The following is a 17,464-nucleotide window of genomic DNA, read 5'->3' as shown; positions in this document are numbered from 1 at the left end:
TCGGATAAAAGTTCAAATTGTAAAAGAAGTATTAGTCAAAAAAGGAATTAATACGATAGAAGCAGTTCTTACTTATGAATTTAATGATAAAGAAAAAACTTCTGTTACTTATACAGAAATTTTTGAGGTTATTGTCAATTAAGCATAGATTAAATCAAACAGCTTTTTATTTACTCATATGAATTGAAACAAAAAAAGCACCCCAATTGGAGTGCTTTTCTGAAATTGAATATATAATTTAAGATTAGAAGTTTTTAGAAACTCCAATGTTAAATGTTTGTCCAAAGTTGAAGTAGAATTTACTATAATCAGCACCGTTATTATCATAACTAAGTGTCTCATATCCTAAACCACCAATACTAAAGTTTAAACCAAAACCTTTTTTCATGTTGATGAAAAGAGCTGGAGTAACACCTACATACATACCATCTGCCTTAGATTTTGAGAAAGCATTTCCAGGACCGTATACTTTAGATTTTGCATTTTGAAAACCTGCACCCATATCAGCAAAAATAGAGAATGTTTGGCTTAATGGCACTGCATAACGTACAAATGCTCCAATTTTGAAATTGTTGTCTTTAATTTCTCTAGTTCCGTTGTCATCATTAGATGAAGCTACTGTAAATTCACCCCCAACAGTCCAGTTGTCATTAAATTGGTAACCAACTTTAGGAGAAAAACTAAATGTATTTGTTGTTGCTTCTCCAAATTGGTATTCTGATTTTTCAGAAGTAAATCCGATGTTTCCACCAACCAAGATTGTTCCTTTTTGTGCATTTGCAAAGCTAAACATAGCTAAAGCCAGAATAAGTAAAATTTTTTTCATTATAAATTATTTTTTTAATTACTACTGCTTTAACAATAACGATGCCGTTGGCGTTGGGCTTTGTGATTTTTTTATGATTTCTTTAAAAGACAAAAATTGAAAAACCAAGACTATTTCTGTTTACTTTTGTAGCAAATAAATATTCATGTCGATAGAAGTAAACAACATATCAAAAAGTTACGGAACGCAAAAAGCGTTAGACTCAATTTCGTTCTCTATTCAAAAAGGAGAAATCGTAGGATTTCTAGGACCTAACGGAGCAGGAAAATCTACATTGATGAAAATTTTGACCACGTATTTATTGGCAGATAATGGCTCAGCCCTTGTAAATGGTCATGATGTCATGACAAATGCAAAAGCCGTTCAAAGATCTATTGGTTATTTACCGGAGCATAATCCGTTATATTTAGATTTGTATGTTCGTGAGTATTTGGCTTTTAATGCCGATGTTTATAAAGTTGAAAAATCAAGAATCGAAGAAGTTATTCAACTGACAGGACTGACAGCCGAAAGTCATAAAAAAATAGGACAACTATCAAAAGGATACCGTCAGCGTGTGGGACTTGCGAATGCTTTACTGCACAATCCTGATGTTTTAATTCTGGACGAACCAACTACCGGACTGGACCCGAATCAGTTAATGGAAATTCGTAACGTAATCAAAAATGTTGGAAAAGATAAAACAGTTTTTTTATCAACTCACATCATGCAGGAAGTTGAAGCAATTTGTGATCGTGTCATTATTATTGACAAAGGAGAAATCGTTGCTGACAAGAAATTAGATCATTTAATTTCTGAAGATAAACAACAAGTAATTGAAGTTGAATTTGATTATCAGATCGAAGAACAACTTTTGGCAAAACTCGAAAATATTACTTCCTATAGAAATATCCACGATATGACTTGGGAACTAACTTTTGTTGCTGATAAAGATATGCGTCCGTCTATTTTTGATTTCGCCAATGCAAATGGTTTAAAAACGTTACAATTGAATCAGAAAAATAAAAATCTGGAAACTGTTTTTAGAGAAATTACTAAGTAAGTTTTTCAGTTTACAGTCTCAGTTTACAGTTTACACACATAAAGCCAATTCTTCTAATAGATGAATTGGCTTTTTTTATATGCTTTCAGTTCTTCTATTAAGATTATATTTCTAAGTCTAAAATAGATTCTTTCATCTCTTCTATTATAATTTTAATGTCATTTTCTGTTGTGCGCCAGTTTACAAACGAAGCTCTGATTCCTTTACGACCTTCATAAACCGTTGGCGTCATAAATACTTTTCCTCTGTCATTTAAATGAGTTAAAAACTGACTTACATTTTCCTGATTATGATCTCCTTTTAAAGTAAAACAAACATTATTTAATCGAATTGGCGCAAGAAGTTCAAAATTTCCATCTTCGATAAGTTCATTTGCAAAATGCAATGCCAGTGCTGCACTATTTTCAACAATATCCTGAAAACCTTCTTTTCCGTATGCCAATAACGAAAACCAAACCGGAAGAGCGCGCAAACGACGTGAGTTTTCCGGTAATACATTCAGGTAATTAAAATTCTCTAATGGGTTTCCTAAATAAGGTGCATTCGAATTTTGAAAAGTTTCAACCTGAAGATTCGTGTGTTTTTCTTTAACCAAATAAAAAGCACTTTCATAAGGTACATTCAGCCATTTATGACAATCAATTGTAATACTATCGGCACCTTCCCAACCTTCAACAAGATGTTTAAATTTTTCTGAAACAGCTGCAAACCCGCCAAAAGCAGCATCAATATGCCACCAGAAATTATATTTTCCTCTTAGTTTTGAAATAGCCTGAAAATCATCAAAATCTGCTGTGTTTACCGTTCCCGCGCTAGAAATTAAGATAAAAGGTTTTCCGTTTAAATTTTGAATATTTTTTTCCAAATCATCTATATCAATTGCTTCACGATTGCCTTCGATGGTTTTAATTGTCGTGTAATTATTACTTCCAATACCTAACATTGATAATGTTTTTATAGAAGAAGAATGTGGAGTTGCCGTTAATATATGTATCGTTTCTGATATTCCGTTTTTCGCAAAATCTTTTCCTGATTGTGCTCCAAACCATTGTCTTGCAACTCCTAAACAGGTAAAGTTTGACATTGTTGCTCCGGTTACAAAACCTCCTAAAAATGATTTTGGCAAGTCTAATAATTGTAACAATAAATGAATTGTTTCAAACTCGATTAAAGCCGAAGTTCCTCCCTGAGCTTTTACAGCTTGTGTATTTTGATCGTAAACTGTTGCCAGCCAATCTCCCACAATTGAAGCCGGTGTTGATCCTCCGGTAACAAATCCTAAATATCTTGGTCCGGGCGAAGCAACCATTAACGGTGCTAATCGTTCATTAAATTCTTTTAAAGTGGCTAATGATCCCAAGCCTAATTCGTTTAGATTTCTTGTTGGATCAGTTGTATTTTTATTTGAAGTTGGAATATTTTCAAGATTATTCAAAAAATCAATTCCTTGTTCTTTGGCTTGATTGAGTATATTTTCCAGATCTTGCAGATCTTGCTGAAGTATTGAATTCATTATATATTGTTTATTGTGCTTAATTGATTGCTTAAATTTAGCCCACAGATTGAACTGATTAAGCGGATTAACACTGATTTTTATTTTGAAAAAAAAATTACCATTTGGTTTTTTCTGCAAATCGCGAGACTAACATTGAAGAAATCACGTCACCATTTGCATTTAATAAAGTGGCTATTGGATCAACAAGAGTTCCCAAAATCATGGCTACGGGCAAAGCTTGTTCCATTGGCAATCCATAAACGGTGATCGCCAAAACTTCTCCTATGTAACCTCCGTTTGGGATTCCGCCTTCTACAATCGAGACGATTACGGTAATTCCTAATGCTAAAAGTATCGTTGAAGGTGAAGTGAAATCTTTTCCGAACATGGCAAAAAGAAAGGTGATTTTTAAAATGGATGACATACTAGAACCGTCTTTATGCAAAGGCGCTCCTAGCGGAATAACCAGATTGCGGACATGTTTGGGTATCCCCATTTTTTCAGCAGCGTCCAGATTTGCCGGAATTGTTGCAATACTTGAGCAAGTTCCCACTGCCGTTAATGATGATGTAATATTATTGGTCCAGAAAACTTTAAAAGCTCTTTTACCTCCTGCTACAAAAGCGTACAAACTGAAAAACACAAAGAAATAAAAAACACAAGCTCCGTAATAAACACCTAATGGTTTGGCATAAATTCCAAATAATTGCGGTCCAAAAACGCCAACCTGATAAGCAAAATATGCACCCAGACCTATCGGAGCTAATTTCATAATCATATTCAAAAGCTGTTTCATAACTTCGTTTCCTGAATCCAGAAAACTTCTAAAAGCATTTCCTTTTTCACCGGATTGTAAACTTGCAAAACCTATCAGAAAGGAAAATATAATTAATGCCAGCATACTTTTTCGGGACAATAATTCGAAAAAATCATTTACGGTAAGCAATTGTGCAATTTGATCGCCAATACTTCCGGATTGAATATTCTCTAAAGGAACTTTAGAAATGATTACGTTTTGATGAATTGGAAAAATATAAACAGCAATAATCATTACCATTCCTGAGATCAGAACCGTGCTTAAAAAAACAGTTATCATGACCACAAACAGTTTTCCTAATTTTTCTGTTCTTTCTAAACTGGCAATTGAAGATGCGATCGTAAAGAAAATAAGCGGAATAATAGCCGTAAAAAGCAGGTTCAGAAATATATCTCCGATAGGTTTTATAACCTCAACTTTCTCTTTAAAAACTAATCCAAATATACTTCCAACTGTGATGCCGCCCAAAAGCAGCAAAATACTGCTGTAACTTTTTAGAAAATTGATTTTTTTAACCTCCATAATTTAATCGTATAAGAATGTGGAAATAGAAACGTGAAATAAAAATCAATTAAAGTAATCAAAAATAGAATGCTAAATTGTTTTTTTAATGCCACAGATTTAAATGATTTCAAATGATTTTTTAATCTGTGTTAATTTATGAGATCAAGAGTTGAAATATGCCGTAAGTATTAAATGTTGGCAGAAATCATTGAATTAAAACAAATTTAATTGCTCCTTATACGTAGTATCTAGCGACACAAAATAAATAGTTTCAATCCTTGATTCGTATTAATCACTACTTTTCTAAAACTAAAGTTGTAAAAGCTCTGTCAACTAATTCGCCAGTTTTACTTTTTATCTTTTCGGTTAAAGTTTCCGTTTTTATGATTTTAAAAGGTGTTTTCTCAATTAAGTTTTCGGCTTTTTCTGTGCTGTAAAGTTCGAATTCAAATTGAGTAAAAGGCAATTGTTTCATGAAACTTTCTTGGCCAAAAGTGATGCATAAAATTCCTTTTGGTTGTAAAACCCTATAAATTTCCGAAAGTAATTTTTCAGGTTCCTGCCAGAAATAAATGGTATTTACTGTAAATATTTTATTGAAAAAAGAATCTTGAAACGGAATAATATTCCCATCATAAAGTGAAAAGAAAGCTTGTTTTTGAGATACATAATTTCTGTTGATCCGTCGAGCTTCCTGAAACATTAATTCAGACATTTCAAGTCCATAATATTTAATGTTTTCACCTTGCTCGAAGATAAAATCTACATGTCCCGCATTTCCGTGACCTAATTCTAAAATTGTATTTCCTGTTTCTATATTTAGATTTTGAATCGAATGACGCGTCATATTGATGTTGGTTTCATTCATCATGTTCGCCATTTCAATTCCTTTTTCTCCTGTTGGATGTTTTAGCTGAGATGCTATCGCTTGTAATTCTTCTTGTTTCATAAAATTTCAATTAAAAAATTCCAAATTCCAAACTGTTTTTCATTTCGAGGACCAAACTCCAATCCTTTATCTTACTAAATGTCTTAATTTAACTCCTAAATGTTCTAGCCCAGATGGGAGCGGCATCCTTTTGTGGCGGTCCCGAAACTTCGGGAGCCACAAAAGATATAGCGGACAGCTGGAAATAGCTCCTAAAAACTTTTATTCTCTTATCATTAAGAAATTCCAAATTCCGGGCTGTTTGTCATGACGAGAAACGAAGCAATAACACTAATGTTTTCAAGGCTTTTGTCATTTCGACGAAGGAGAAATCACATTAGAAACTCCGTAAAGAAAGTTGTCAATCTGTGTCGAATCCCGCGTGTGATTTCTCCTTCGTCGAAATGACAACTTTGAACTTAATCTCTTAAAATAAATGGCTCGCGATCTGGCGAATATTCTCAGATTTTCCCATTGAATAATAATGCAATACAGGAACTCCGGCAGCTTTTAATTCTAATGATTGTTGAATTGCCCATTCAATTCCCACTTGTTTAATCTCTGCATTATTCTTGCATTTATCAACCGCATTAATTAAATCTTCGGGTAAATCGATGCGGAAAATTTGAGGTAAAACCTGTAAATGTCTTTGAACTGCTATAGGTTTAATTCCAGGAATAATAGGAATTGTGATTCCCATTTCTCTTGCTTTTTCAACAAAGTTGAAATATTTTGAATTGTCGAAAAACATTTGTGTTACTACGTAATCAGCTCCGGCATCTACTTTTTCTTTCAGTCTTTTTAAGTCTGATTGTAAAGAAGGAGATTCTAAATGTTTCTCCGGATAACCTGCAACACCAATACAGAAATTCGCCCTGTTATCAGCATCCATTACTTCGTGAAGATATTTTCCCTGATTTAGTAAACTAATTTGTTTTACCAAATCAATCGCATAATCGTTTCCTCCTGCTTTTGGCATGAAATATTGTTCGTCTTTCATGGCGTCACCACGCAAAGCCATCACATTGTCGATTCCAAGATAATTACAATCTACCAAAAGATATTCGGTTTCTTCTTTCGTAAATCCTCCGCAAAGTACGTGAGGAACGGTATCTACGTTGTATTTATGTTTTATAGAAGCGCAAATTCCAAGCGTTCCCGGACGCATACGAGTTAGTTTTTTATCTAAAAGTCCGTTGCCTTTATCAATATAAATATACTCCTCGCGAGAAGTTGTTACATCAATAAACGGTGGTTTAAACTCCATCAACGGATCAATATTGTCGTATAATTCCTGAATACTTTTCCCCTTTTGAGGCGGAATAATTTCAAATGAGAATAATGTATTTCCTTTGGCGTTTTCTATATGTTGTGTTACTTTCATGATCCTCCCCCGACCCCTCCAAAGGAGGGGAGAACTCGGGTAATTTTAATTGAACAATATTTTTTTATCTCATTTCGGCTACTCCCCTTTGGTGAGGCTGGGTGGGGATTTAATCTGCTATATTAGGGTTTAGCCATTTCATGGCTTTATCTGTTGAAATGCTTCTGCGTTTGGCGTAATCTACTACCTGATCTTCTTTTATTTTTCCGAGTCCGAAGTATTTACTTTTTGGATTTCCGAAATAATATCCTGAAACAGATGATGCTGGCCACATCGCCATGCTTTCTGTTAAGGTTACTCCAATTTCTTTGTCTACATTTAAGAGTTTCCAGATTGTTGGTTTCTCCAAGTGATCCGGACACGCTGGATATCCTGGCGCAGGACGAATTCCCTTGTAATTTTCTTCTATCAGATCTTCTGTCGAAAGTGATTCTTGAGGATCATAACCCCAGAAATCCTGACGTACTTTTTCGTGAAGATATTCGGCGAAAGCCTCAGCAAAACGATCGGCTAATGCTTTTACCATAATCGAATTGTAATCGTCAAGATCTTTTTCAAATTCAGCTGCCCATTCGTCTACACCAAAACCAGTTGTTACACAAAAAGCTCCTATATAATCTGTAATTCCTGAATCTTTTGGTAAGATAAAATCAGACAAAGCGATATTTGGCGCTCCTTTTGTTTTTTGTGATTGCTGACGAAGCGTTAAAAATTTCTCCAAAACTCTTCCGTTTTCATCACGCAATTCGATATCGTCGTCATCAATTTGATTCGCTGGGAAAATTCCGTAGATTCCTTTAGCTGTTAGTTTTTTCTCTGCCAAAATTACTTTCAGCATTTCCTGTGCATCTGCAAAAACCGAAGTTGCTTCTGTTCCCACAACCTCATCCGTCAGGATTGCAGGATATTTCCCGAATAATTCCCAAGTCCTGAAAAACGGCGTCCAGTCAATATATGGAACTAAAACATCAAGATCAACTTCAACGATTTGTTTACCAATAAATTTTGGTTTGGTTGGCGTATATTCAGACCAATCCAGTTGTAATTTGTTTTTACGTGCTTGTTCAATCGTCAGGAAGTTTTTATCTCTTGAACGATTCAAAAACGTTTCTCTAAACGCATCATATTCTGCGCGAATATCGCTTGCATATATTTTACGGTTATGATCTAATAAATTTCCTGCAACGGTAACGGCACGCGAAGCATCGTTTACGTGAATTACAGTTTCTCTATATTGAGGTGCAATTTTCACGGCTGTATGCGCTCGCGAAGTAGTTGCCCCACCAATCATAATCGGGATTTTAATTCCTTGTTTGTCTAATTCTTTGGCCAAATAGACCATTTCGTCAAGCGAAGGAGTAATTAATCCGCTTAAACCAATAATGTCTACATTATGTTCAATCGCAGCAGCGATAATTTTTTCCGGAGGTACCATTACACCAAGATCTACAATCTCATAATTATTACACGCTAATACTACCGAAACTATGTTTTTACCAATATCGTGAACGTCGCCTTTTACGGTTGCCATCAGGATTGTTCCTGCCCCCCCCGCCCCCGAAGGGGGAGCCTCTAAAGCATCTTTTATAGTAGTTAAGACTTTCTCTAATCCTATTAAAACTTCTTTATTTGTAAATCGTAAAACCTGAAATCCCTGATTATTTAGCCAAGCTGTTCTTTCTAAATCGCTCGCTATATTTTCTGGTAATTGATGAATTAACCCATCTACTTCGATAATAATTCGCTCTTTTAAACAAACAAAATCAGCAATATAATCACCTATAATATGTTGTCTTGTAAATTTATATCCTTCTAGTTTTTTACCACTTAATTGCGCCCATAAAATCTTTTCAGTTTCGGTTGGTTGGTTTCTCATTTCCAAAGAAAACGCCTTTAATAATCCATAATTAATTGGATTTGCAGTTTCCCAATGTTGTGAGGTTTTTACTCCCCCTTCGGGGGTTGGGGGGCGTTTTTGCGCATCTATAAATGGCAACAAATACGCCACGGCTTTTTTCATTACACGTGCTGATTTTACTACCTGTGGCAGGAACATTTTTCCGCTTCCGAATAAATCTCCAACCACATTCATTCCCGTCATCAAATTGATTTCGATAACTTCAATAGGTTTTACAGCTGCTAAACGTGCTTCTTCGACATCTTCTTCAATAAAAGCATCAACTCCTTTTACCAATGAATGCGTAATACGTTCCTGAACCGTTCCTAAACGCCATTCCTGAATCGCTTTTTCATCACTTTTTACTTCGCCTTTTACATTTTCAGCAAAATCCAAAAGTCTTTCCGTCGCATCGTCACGTCTGTTAAGGATTACGTCCTCAACGTGTTCTAATAAATCTTTCGGAATATCATCGTAAATCGAAAGCATTTCCGGATTCACGATTCCCATTGTCATTCCGTTCTGAATCGCATGGTATAAAAACACTGAGTGCATCGCTTCACGAACGTGATCGTTTCCTCTAAAAGAGAACGAAACGTTACTTACTCCACCGCTAATATGAGCGTGTGGCAAGTTATCACGAACCCATTTTGTGCCTCTAAAAAAATCAATCGCATTCAATCGATGTTCATCCATTCCGGTTGCAACGGGGAAAATGTTCAAATCGAAAATAATATCCTGTGGAGGAAAACCAACTTTATCGACTAATATATCATACGAACGCTGGCAAATCTCAACTCTGCGCTCAAAATTATCCGCCTGACCTACTTCGTCAAAAGCCATGATAATTGCCGCAGCTCCGTAACGCTTGATTAATTTGGCGTGATGAATAAAGGCTTCTTCGCCTTCTTTCAACGAAATCGAGTTTACAACGCTTTTTCCTTGTACTACTTTTAGACCTGCTTCAATGATTTCCCATTTCGAACTGTCGATCATAATCGGCACTCTCGAAATATCCGGTTCTGATGCAATTAAATTCAGAAATTTTGTCATGGCGTAAACACCATCAAGCATTCCTTCATCCATATTAATATCGATGATCTGCGCTCCACCTTCTACTTGTTGTCTTGCAATATCAAGTGCCTCGTCATATTTCTCTTCCTTAATTAAGCGAAGGAATTTTCTTGAGCCTGTTACATTTGTACGTTCCCCAATGTTTACAAAAACACTGTTAGGCGTAATAATTAACGGTTCTAATCCTGCTAATACAAGGTCTCTTCTGTTTTCTGCCATTTCTTTTTTTCAATTTTCAACGGAATAAATTCCGTTGCTACAATATGTTTCGTTCCTCCGGAACTTTTATTTTAACGTCTTACTTGTCCTTGTGAGGAACGAAGCAATCTCATCCCAATATTTATCCTATTTTGGGCGTGTCCCTCCGGGTCGGGCTATCCGCTATTAGTCCTCGCTCTTCCTTCGTCAGGCTGTGGGCTAACCGCTTCTATCCCTCACGCAAACTCGGTTTCAAAACTGCTTTATAATCTTCACGATTTCAATTATCGTTTTTTAAAAACTTTGAACCTAATTAAATATGTCGTTCCTACGGAAATCTTATTTTGTGTCCTTTTTATTTTCAACGGAATAAATTCCGTTGCTACAAACATTTCGTTCCTACGGAACTTTTTATTCTCAATTCAACCTGCAAGGTTTTCGAAACCTTGTAGGTTTAGTTTTTATTCGGTTACAAATCATACCCACAAGGTTTTGAAAACCTTGCAGGAAACGTAAATGTTACGCAAAAACTGGCGCTATTCTCGGCTTATAACCCTTCGCAACTTCTGCAATTAATCTGATGTGATCCGGAGTTGTTCCGCAACAACCACCAATGATATTAATTAAATTATCGTCTAAATATTCTTTGATGAAAGCCTGAGTTTGTTCCGGTGTTTCATCATATTGTCCGAATGCGTTTGGTAAACCTGCATTTGGATGTGCCGAAACATTAAAACTTGTATGTTGTGCTAATGTTTTTAAATACGGTTTCAACAAATCGGCTCCAAGGGCACAATTGAATCCTACGCTTAATAAGGGAATATGTGATACTGAGATCAGGAAAGCTTCAACTGTTTGCCCAGAAAGTGTTCTTCCCGATGCATCAGTAATTGTTCCTGAAACCATGATTGGAATATCGATATTACGATCGTCTTTTACTTCTTCAATTGCAAAAAGTGCTGCTTTAGCATTTAAGGTATCAAATATGGTTTCCACCAAAAGTAAATCGCAGCCGCCATCCATTAAGGCTTCTACTTGTTGTTTGTAGGCAATACGTAAATCGTCAAATGTTACGGCTCTGTAACCCGGATCGTTTACGTCTGGTGACATACTTGCGGTTCTGTTTGTTGGCCCGATTGAACCGGCAACGAAACGTGGTTTATTTGGATTTTTGGCTGTAAATTCATCGGCTACTTCTCGGGCAAGTTTAGCCGATTCGTAGTTTAATTCGTAAACGTACTCTTCCAGGAAATAATCGGCCATACCGATTGTGGTTCCTGAAAAGGTGTTGGTTTCTACAATGTCTGCGCCAGCTTCGTAATAAGCAGCGTGGACATCGCGAATTGCCTGTGGTTGTGTTATGGATAGTAAATCGTTATTTCCTTTTAACGGATGCGGGAAATCTTTGAAACGGTCTCCTCTAAAATCTTCTTCGGAGAAATTATAGCGCTGCAACATGGTTCCCATTGCTCCGTCAAGGATTAGGATATTTTTTTTTATTGCTTCCTGAATTGTTATTGCCATGACTTATTTGTCTTTTAGCCACTAAGACGCTAAGGCGCTAAGATGCTAAGTTTTTTATTTAATTATAATTTTTATCTTGAATATATAATACCTAACAGGTTTTTGAAACCTGTTAGGATACGCTATTTTAATTCACTTTAATTCCAAGAATTCACTATTGTGGCTCATTAGCCCCGATTGAAGTGGAAATCCTTTTGCTTTTTTCTTTAAAAAGCAAAAGATTGCAACGAAAAGCGGGAACGATGTTGGCAAAAATGCGCCAATGATTCGCTCATGATACCGAAGTGAATTCAGTAAAATAATATTGTATGGTTGTCAGGAAGAGTTTTGGGAAATACGTTTTATGTATTTGTGTTATCTATCTTTAATACTATGAATTAGTATAAAGTAGAATGTAGCACCTTCTTTATGATAAAGGGTTGCTAAGGTTTCATTGGGTCTTTCCCTCCGCCTTTCGTGATAACTTTCAATAAATTTAAGAACAGTGCAAAGCTATGAAATAGCCTCGCGATTTGCAAGTGTTTTTTTAAAGTTTCTGAGGTTCTGAGTTACTAAGGCTCTAAGTTTTTTTTAAAGGTACTAAGACACTTAGATAAAGTCCTAAGTTTAAATCTCTAGTTATTGCTTTACTTATATAAAAGCTTCAGAGAAGCGTAATGTTTATAGCCAACAATTATCAGTTTGACCAAAGCTCCAGCGGAGCGATATGTAATTAATATGTCATCCCCGATGGAGTTTTCGAACAACAAATATCGGTAATTCTATAAATATAACATCCCGTTGGGATTATATACATTATGAATAAAAAAAGCTCAAACTATATTACAAGTTTGAGCTTTATATATAAAATCTTAGAAACTTAGTCGCTTAGCAACTCAGAACCTCAGACTAAACAATCGCCTTAACAACTGCTTTCGGCGCTTCTTTACGAGTTCCGTCGAAACCGTCTACACCTGAAACTGTTGTATATTTAAGCACATATTTTTTACCTGGATTGATGATTTGATATGCTGCCTGACACATTAATGTCGCTTCGTGGAAACCACAAAGAATCAGTTTTAATTTTCCTGGATAAGTGTTAACATCTCCGATAGCGAAGATTCCCGGAATATTAGTTTGGTAATCTAATGCGTTGTTTACTTTAATGGCATTTTTCTCGATATCTAATCCCCAGTCTGCGATTGGGCCTAATTTTGGTGTTAATCCGAAAAGCGGAATAAAATAATCTGTTTCAATAGTACGATGTGCACCATTTTCTTCGATATCTAACGATTCAATATGTTCAGCACCATTAATACCGATTACTTCTGCGGGGGTAATTAGTTTGATTTTTCCGGATGTCTTTAGTTCCTGTACTTTTTCTACAGAATCTAAAGCTCCTCTAAATTCGTTTCTGCGGTGAATTAAAGTTACTTCTGAAGCTATATTCGAAAGGAAAATACTCCAGTCTAATGCTGAATCTCCTCCTCCGGCAATTACAACTCTTTTATCTCTGAATTTCTCCGGATTTTTAATGAAGTATTTTACTCCTTTGTCTTCATAAAACTCAATATCTTCAATAAGTGGCTTACGAGGCTCAAAACTTCCTAAACCTCCAGCAATGGCAATTACCGGCGCGTGAAATTTAGTTCCTTTATTTGATGTTACAATGAAACTTCCGTCTTCTTGTTTTTCGATTGTTTCAGCTCTTTCTCCTAGTGTATAACCTGGTTCAAATTGTTTAATTTGTTCTTGTAAATTATCAACTAAATCTCCTGCTAAAACTTCTGGGAAACCAGGAATATCATAAATAGGTTTTTTTGGATACAATTCTGAAAGTTGTCCTCCTGCTTGTGGTAAAGCATCTAAAATATGACATTTTAATTTTAATAATCCTGCCTCGAAAACGGCAAATAAACCTGTTGGTCCTGCTCCAATTATAAGTATATCTGTTTTAATCATTATGGTGTTGTTTATAATCATTCTTAATAACACAAAGAAACGAATAATTTATTCTTCTGACAATGATTTTTATCATTGATTTCTCTGCCTAACATTTCATCGGGTTAATCCCGAAGCCTCGGGACGACGCTACAATATGAACCGTTCCTCCGGAACTCTTACTATTCTTTATTTTTTAATGATGCGGTAATTTCGTTCATCTTTTTAACCTTGTCTTCAAAATCGCCTTTCAACGTCTTTCGATACTCATTGAGGTTTTCTACCATTTTATTAATATCCTCCGGAATTACTTCTTCAAAAAACTCCCGTAATCTTTTGGCAGTTGTTGGCGATTTTCCGTTGGTCGAAATGGCGATTTTTACATTTCCTTTCGTTACGATTCCGCCTAAATAATAATCACATAAATCCGGTGTGTCGGCAATATTGCAAATCAAATAACGCTTTCTGGATAAATCGTATACTTTTTTATTGACTTTTAAATCATCGGTACAAGCAATTACCATGTGACGTTTTTTGAGCATCTTTTTTTTGAACTTCGCCTCTGTCAATTTAATTGAAGGATGATTTTCAGCTAAAACTTTAATTTCTAAATGAAAATCCGGTGCTACAACCTCAACATTTGCATTTGGACTTGACTTTAGTAAAAAAGAAAGCTTTTCTAATCCTACATTTCCTCCTCCAACAATTAAAACATTCAGGTTGTGAAGTTTTAAGAATATTGGATATAATTCGTTCTGTTCCATTTTAATTTATTTTCATCCAATCAAAATTAGATGATTTATTCTTAACAACGTCGAATTAAAATTCGACGCTTCTTTGACAACATCGGTTGAAACCCCGATGCTATTATTATACAACCAGTTAAAATCCGACGTTATAATCAAGCGTTCATCGGGTTAATCCCGAAGCCTCGGGACGACGCTACAATATTAATCGTTCCTACGGAACTTTATCTTGCAATTTCTTTTGATAGAAACTCTTCGTAGAATCCTTTTAATTTATTGCTTTCGCGGACAACTTCGCCGAGGACAATAATCGCTGGCGAACTCAACTTTTGTTGTTTTACAACTTCTAAAATCGAATCAACTGTTCCAACGCCTACTTTTTCATCAGAAGTTGTTCCGTTTTGAATGATCGCTACGGGTAAATTGCCTTTGTTTTCTTTTTGAAACAAATCGATAATTTGAGGCAATTTGTGCATTCCCATTAAAATAACGACTGTTGCAGATGATTGTGCTGCCAAAGCTACATCTGAAGATAATTTTCTATCAGAAGTTGTTCCTGTAATTGCCCAAAAACTTTCTGAAACTCCTCGTTTTGTAATCGAAATTCCAAGACTTGCAGGAACTGCTACTACCGAAGAAATTCCTGGTACGACAATTGTTGGGATTCCGAAACTTTCTATGAATTCTATTTCTTCGCTTCCACGCCCGAAAATAAACGGATCTCCGCCTTTTAAACGCACGACATTTCCGTACGTTAAAGCATTATCTACAATTAACTGATTGATTTGATCTTGCGTATAAGTGTGATTTCCTATTTTTTTTCCAACAAAAATTTTGATGGCATTTTTAGGAGCGTGTGCTAATATTTCTTCATTGGCCAATGCATCGTATAAGACCACATTCGCTTCAGCTAGTGCTTTTACGGCTTTCAGCGTAAGCAAATCAGGATCTCCCGGACCTGCGCCAACTAAAGTTACTTTGGGTTTTATGATATTAAGCATTTGCTAATTCTTGAGCTCTGTATTTTTCTATTGTATCAAAAAATGAAATTCCTTCCTGAATATATTGTTTTGCAAACGCTTCTGAAGGTTCTGTTTGATTGATTTGATACACTAATTCTCTAAATGTTGTTGGCAATTGAATTTTATCGGTTGCAATAAAAACGGTGTCAAATAAATCAACAATCCCGGCGTGATTATTCGTTTTTTCGTTTTCTGAAAGCAACAAGGCTTTTGCACCATTTACAAATCCTGCGTAAGCATGATAAATTGCATCTGACCATTTATTTTCGTCGAAAGATTCTTGTGCAAAAGTCAATTTATCTTTGGCTTCTAATAATAAAGTCGCTACTAAATCTATAACAACTCCGGCACATTCTCCAACTCCAACTGCTTTTACGTAATTATCAGCATTTCCCCAATCAACAAAATCAGCTTCGGTTAAATTGGTTACGTCTGCGAAAGGTTTTAAAATTTCATAGAAATACTTTTCTCCTTTTAGATCGTAATAATTAAGGAATTTTTCTCCGTTTGCATTGGCATCAAAATCATTTAAGATCGTACGCAACGCATCTGGTCCTCTACGACTTGGAATTTTGATTACTTTATCAGCAAAACGTCCTGATCCGTTTCCTAATCTTCCTCCTCCTAATAAAACCTGCAATGCCGGTGCTACTAATTTTCCTGAATTGATCGACATTCCCTGAAAACCAATTGCAGACATATTATGTTGACCACAAGCATTCATACAACCAGAGATTTTAATCTCGATCTCGCGGTTGTTTAAGTACTGTGGGTATTCTGCATTTAAAACTTTTTCAAGTTCTTCTGCAATTCCGGTACTACTTGCAATCCCCAAATTACAAGTATCTGTACCGGGACATGCCGTAATATCTGCGGTAGAATTATATCCTAAATCTACAAATCCTAATTTAGTCAGCTCCTGATAAAAGAATGGTAAATTTTCATTTTTTACGTGACGAATTACAATGTTTTGACGCAATGTAAAACGCAATTCGTTTGCGGCGTAATTCTTAATTAAATCTGCTAATAATCTTGCCTTATCTGTATAAAAATCTCCTAATAAAACTTTGATCCCAATAGCCGAATAACCTTCTTGCTTTTGAGCAATTACATTTGATTTTTTCCACGCTTCATAAGCTGCAGTATCATCAATAGTTACTGACGGAACTGGCAATAATGTTTCGGGAATTGGAGTTTCAAAAGCTGTTGTGTCTATTTCGTATGTTTCAAAAGCGATTGCTTTTTTCTCTTTTTCGACCAAATCCATGAAAGTATCTCTTCCTATTTCTTTGATTAAAAATTTCAAACGCGCTTTCATTCTTTTTGCACGTTCTCCGTATCGGTCAAAAACACGAATCACCCCTTCTGCGGTTGGAATGATTTGGTTTGCAGGAACAAATTCCGAAAGTAATTCGGCATGTGCTGGCTGAGATCCTAAACCTCCGCCTAACATGATTTTGAAACCACGAACGCCATCAACAATTTTTGGAATAAATCCTAAATCGTGTAAATAACTCAAAGCCGTATCTTCATCAGATGATGAGAACGAAATTTTGAATTTACGTCCCATTTCCTGACAGATTGGATTTCTTAATAAATATTGAAATAAAGCGTGTGCATAAGGAGAAACATCAAATGGTTCGTTTACATCTACACCAGCTAATTCGCTTCCTGTGATATTTCTAACGGTATTACCACAAGCTTCACGCAAGGTAACATCGTCTTTTGCTAGATTTGCCCAAAGTTCCGGAGTTCTGTCAAGACTTACATAATGAATCTGAATGTCCTGACGCGTTGTAATGTGCAAACGTCCTGTAGAATATTCATCAGAAACCTTAGTAATACGCACCAATTGCTCACTGGTTACTTTACCATAAGGCAACTTAATACGAATCATTTGAACGCCTTCCTGACGTTGTCCGTAAATTCCACGCGCTAAACGAAGACTACGAAAACGCTCATCATCAATTTTTCCTCCACGGAATAAATGAATCTTTTTTTCTAAATCGATGATCTCTTTCTGAACAATCGGATTTTCTATTTCTGTTCTAAAACTTTCCATTTTTATTTGCTTTCCCCTCCCCAAC

The 17,464-nt window shown here is 35.7% G+C and carries 12 protein-coding genes and 1 riboswitch; of the genes, 1 reads left to right on the top strand and 11 read right to left on the bottom strand.

Annotated features, from left to right (window positions below):
• Positions 1 to 244: 244 nt before the first annotated feature.
• Positions 245 to 826, bottom strand: a complete 582-nt coding sequence (locus tag ACHZDT_RS05565; RefSeq protein WP_394773649.1) for an outer membrane beta-barrel protein — start codon at positions 824 to 826, stop codon at positions 245 to 247.
• A gap of 145 nt (positions 827 to 971) precedes the next feature.
• Between ACHZDT_RS05565 and gldA the strand changes: the two genes are divergently transcribed.
• A complete protein-coding gene (gldA, locus tag ACHZDT_RS05560; RefSeq protein ID WP_394773648.1) occupies positions 972 to 1,868 on the top strand; it encodes a gliding motility-associated ABC transporter ATP-binding subunit GldA in 897 nt (298 codons plus the stop codon).
• A gap of 103 nt (positions 1,869 to 1,971) precedes the next feature.
• On the opposite strand, the gene ACHZDT_RS05555 is transcribed toward gldA, so the two are convergent.
• From ACHZDT_RS05555 to ACHZDT_RS05510, 10 genes are all read right to left on the bottom strand, one after another.
• Positions 1,972 to 3,381 (bottom strand): pyridoxal phosphate-dependent decarboxylase family protein, encoded by a 1,410-nt coding sequence (locus ACHZDT_RS05555; protein ID WP_394773647.1) that lies wholly within the window; start codon positions 3,379 to 3,381, stop codon positions 1,972 to 1,974.
• Between the two features lie 97 nt (positions 3,382 to 3,478).
• Positions 3,479 to 4,702 carry a dicarboxylate/amino acid:cation symporter gene (locus ACHZDT_RS05550; RefSeq protein ID WP_394773646.1) on the bottom strand — a complete coding sequence of 408 codons (1,224 nt, stop codon included), beginning with the start codon at positions 4,700 to 4,702 and terminating at the stop codon, positions 3,479 to 3,481.
• Between the two features lie 277 nt (positions 4,703 to 4,979).
• Positions 4,980 to 5,633: a class I SAM-dependent methyltransferase gene (locus tag ACHZDT_RS05545; RefSeq protein WP_394773645.1), complete on the bottom strand. Its 654-nt coding sequence runs from the start codon at positions 5,631 to 5,633 to the stop codon at positions 4,980 to 4,982.
• 406 nt (positions 5,634 to 6,039) lie between these two features.
• Positions 6,040 to 6,996, bottom strand: a complete 957-nt coding sequence (metF, locus tag ACHZDT_RS05540; protein WP_394773644.1) for a methylenetetrahydrofolate reductase [NAD(P)H] — start codon at positions 6,994 to 6,996, stop codon at positions 6,040 to 6,042.
• Between the two features lie 109 nt (positions 6,997 to 7,105).
• Complete coding sequence (locus tag ACHZDT_RS05535; protein WP_394773643.1) at positions 7,106 to 10,186, bottom strand: vitamin B12 dependent-methionine synthase activation domain-containing protein; 3,081 nt, start codon at positions 10,184 to 10,186, stop codon at positions 7,106 to 7,108.
• Between the two features lie 498 nt (positions 10,187 to 10,684).
• Positions 10,685 to 11,689, bottom strand: coding sequence for a homocysteine S-methyltransferase family protein (locus ACHZDT_RS05530; protein ID WP_394773642.1), 1,005 nt, complete (start codon positions 11,687 to 11,689; stop codon positions 10,685 to 10,687).
• 351 nt (positions 11,690 to 12,040) lie between these two features.
• Positions 12,041 to 12,155, bottom strand: a riboswitch (SAM riboswitch).
• 422 nt (positions 12,156 to 12,577) lie between these two features.
• Positions 12,578 to 13,630, bottom strand: coding sequence for an NAD(P)/FAD-dependent oxidoreductase (locus ACHZDT_RS05525; protein WP_394773641.1), 1,053 nt, complete (start codon positions 13,628 to 13,630; stop codon positions 12,578 to 12,580).
• A 161-nt stretch (positions 13,631 to 13,791) separates the two neighbouring features.
• Positions 13,792 to 14,373 (bottom strand): bifunctional precorrin-2 dehydrogenase/sirohydrochlorin ferrochelatase, encoded by a 582-nt coding sequence (locus ACHZDT_RS05520; RefSeq protein ID WP_394773640.1) that lies wholly within the window; start codon positions 14,371 to 14,373, stop codon positions 13,792 to 13,794.
• Between the two features lie 206 nt (positions 14,374 to 14,579).
• Positions 14,580 to 15,356: a uroporphyrinogen-III C-methyltransferase gene (gene cobA / locus ACHZDT_RS05515; RefSeq protein WP_394773639.1), complete on the bottom strand. Its 777-nt coding sequence runs from the start codon at positions 15,354 to 15,356 to the stop codon at positions 14,580 to 14,582.
• Entirely contained in the window at positions 15,349 to 17,439 is a 2,091-nt protein-coding gene (locus ACHZDT_RS05510) for a nitrite reductase (protein ID WP_394773638.1), read from the bottom strand. Before ACHZDT_RS05510 ends, cobA begins: the two co-directional genes overlap by 8 nt.
• Positions 17,440 to 17,464: the final 25 nt, after the last annotated feature.

This window comes from Flavobacterium sp., from assembly GCF_043722275.1.
In the GTDB taxonomy this organism is placed as follows: Bacteria; Bacteroidota; Bacteroidia; order Flavobacteriales; family Flavobacteriaceae; genus Flavobacterium.
The sequence above is the reverse complement of the archived record's forward strand: the minus strand, read 5'-3'. Positions and strand labels throughout refer to the sequence as shown.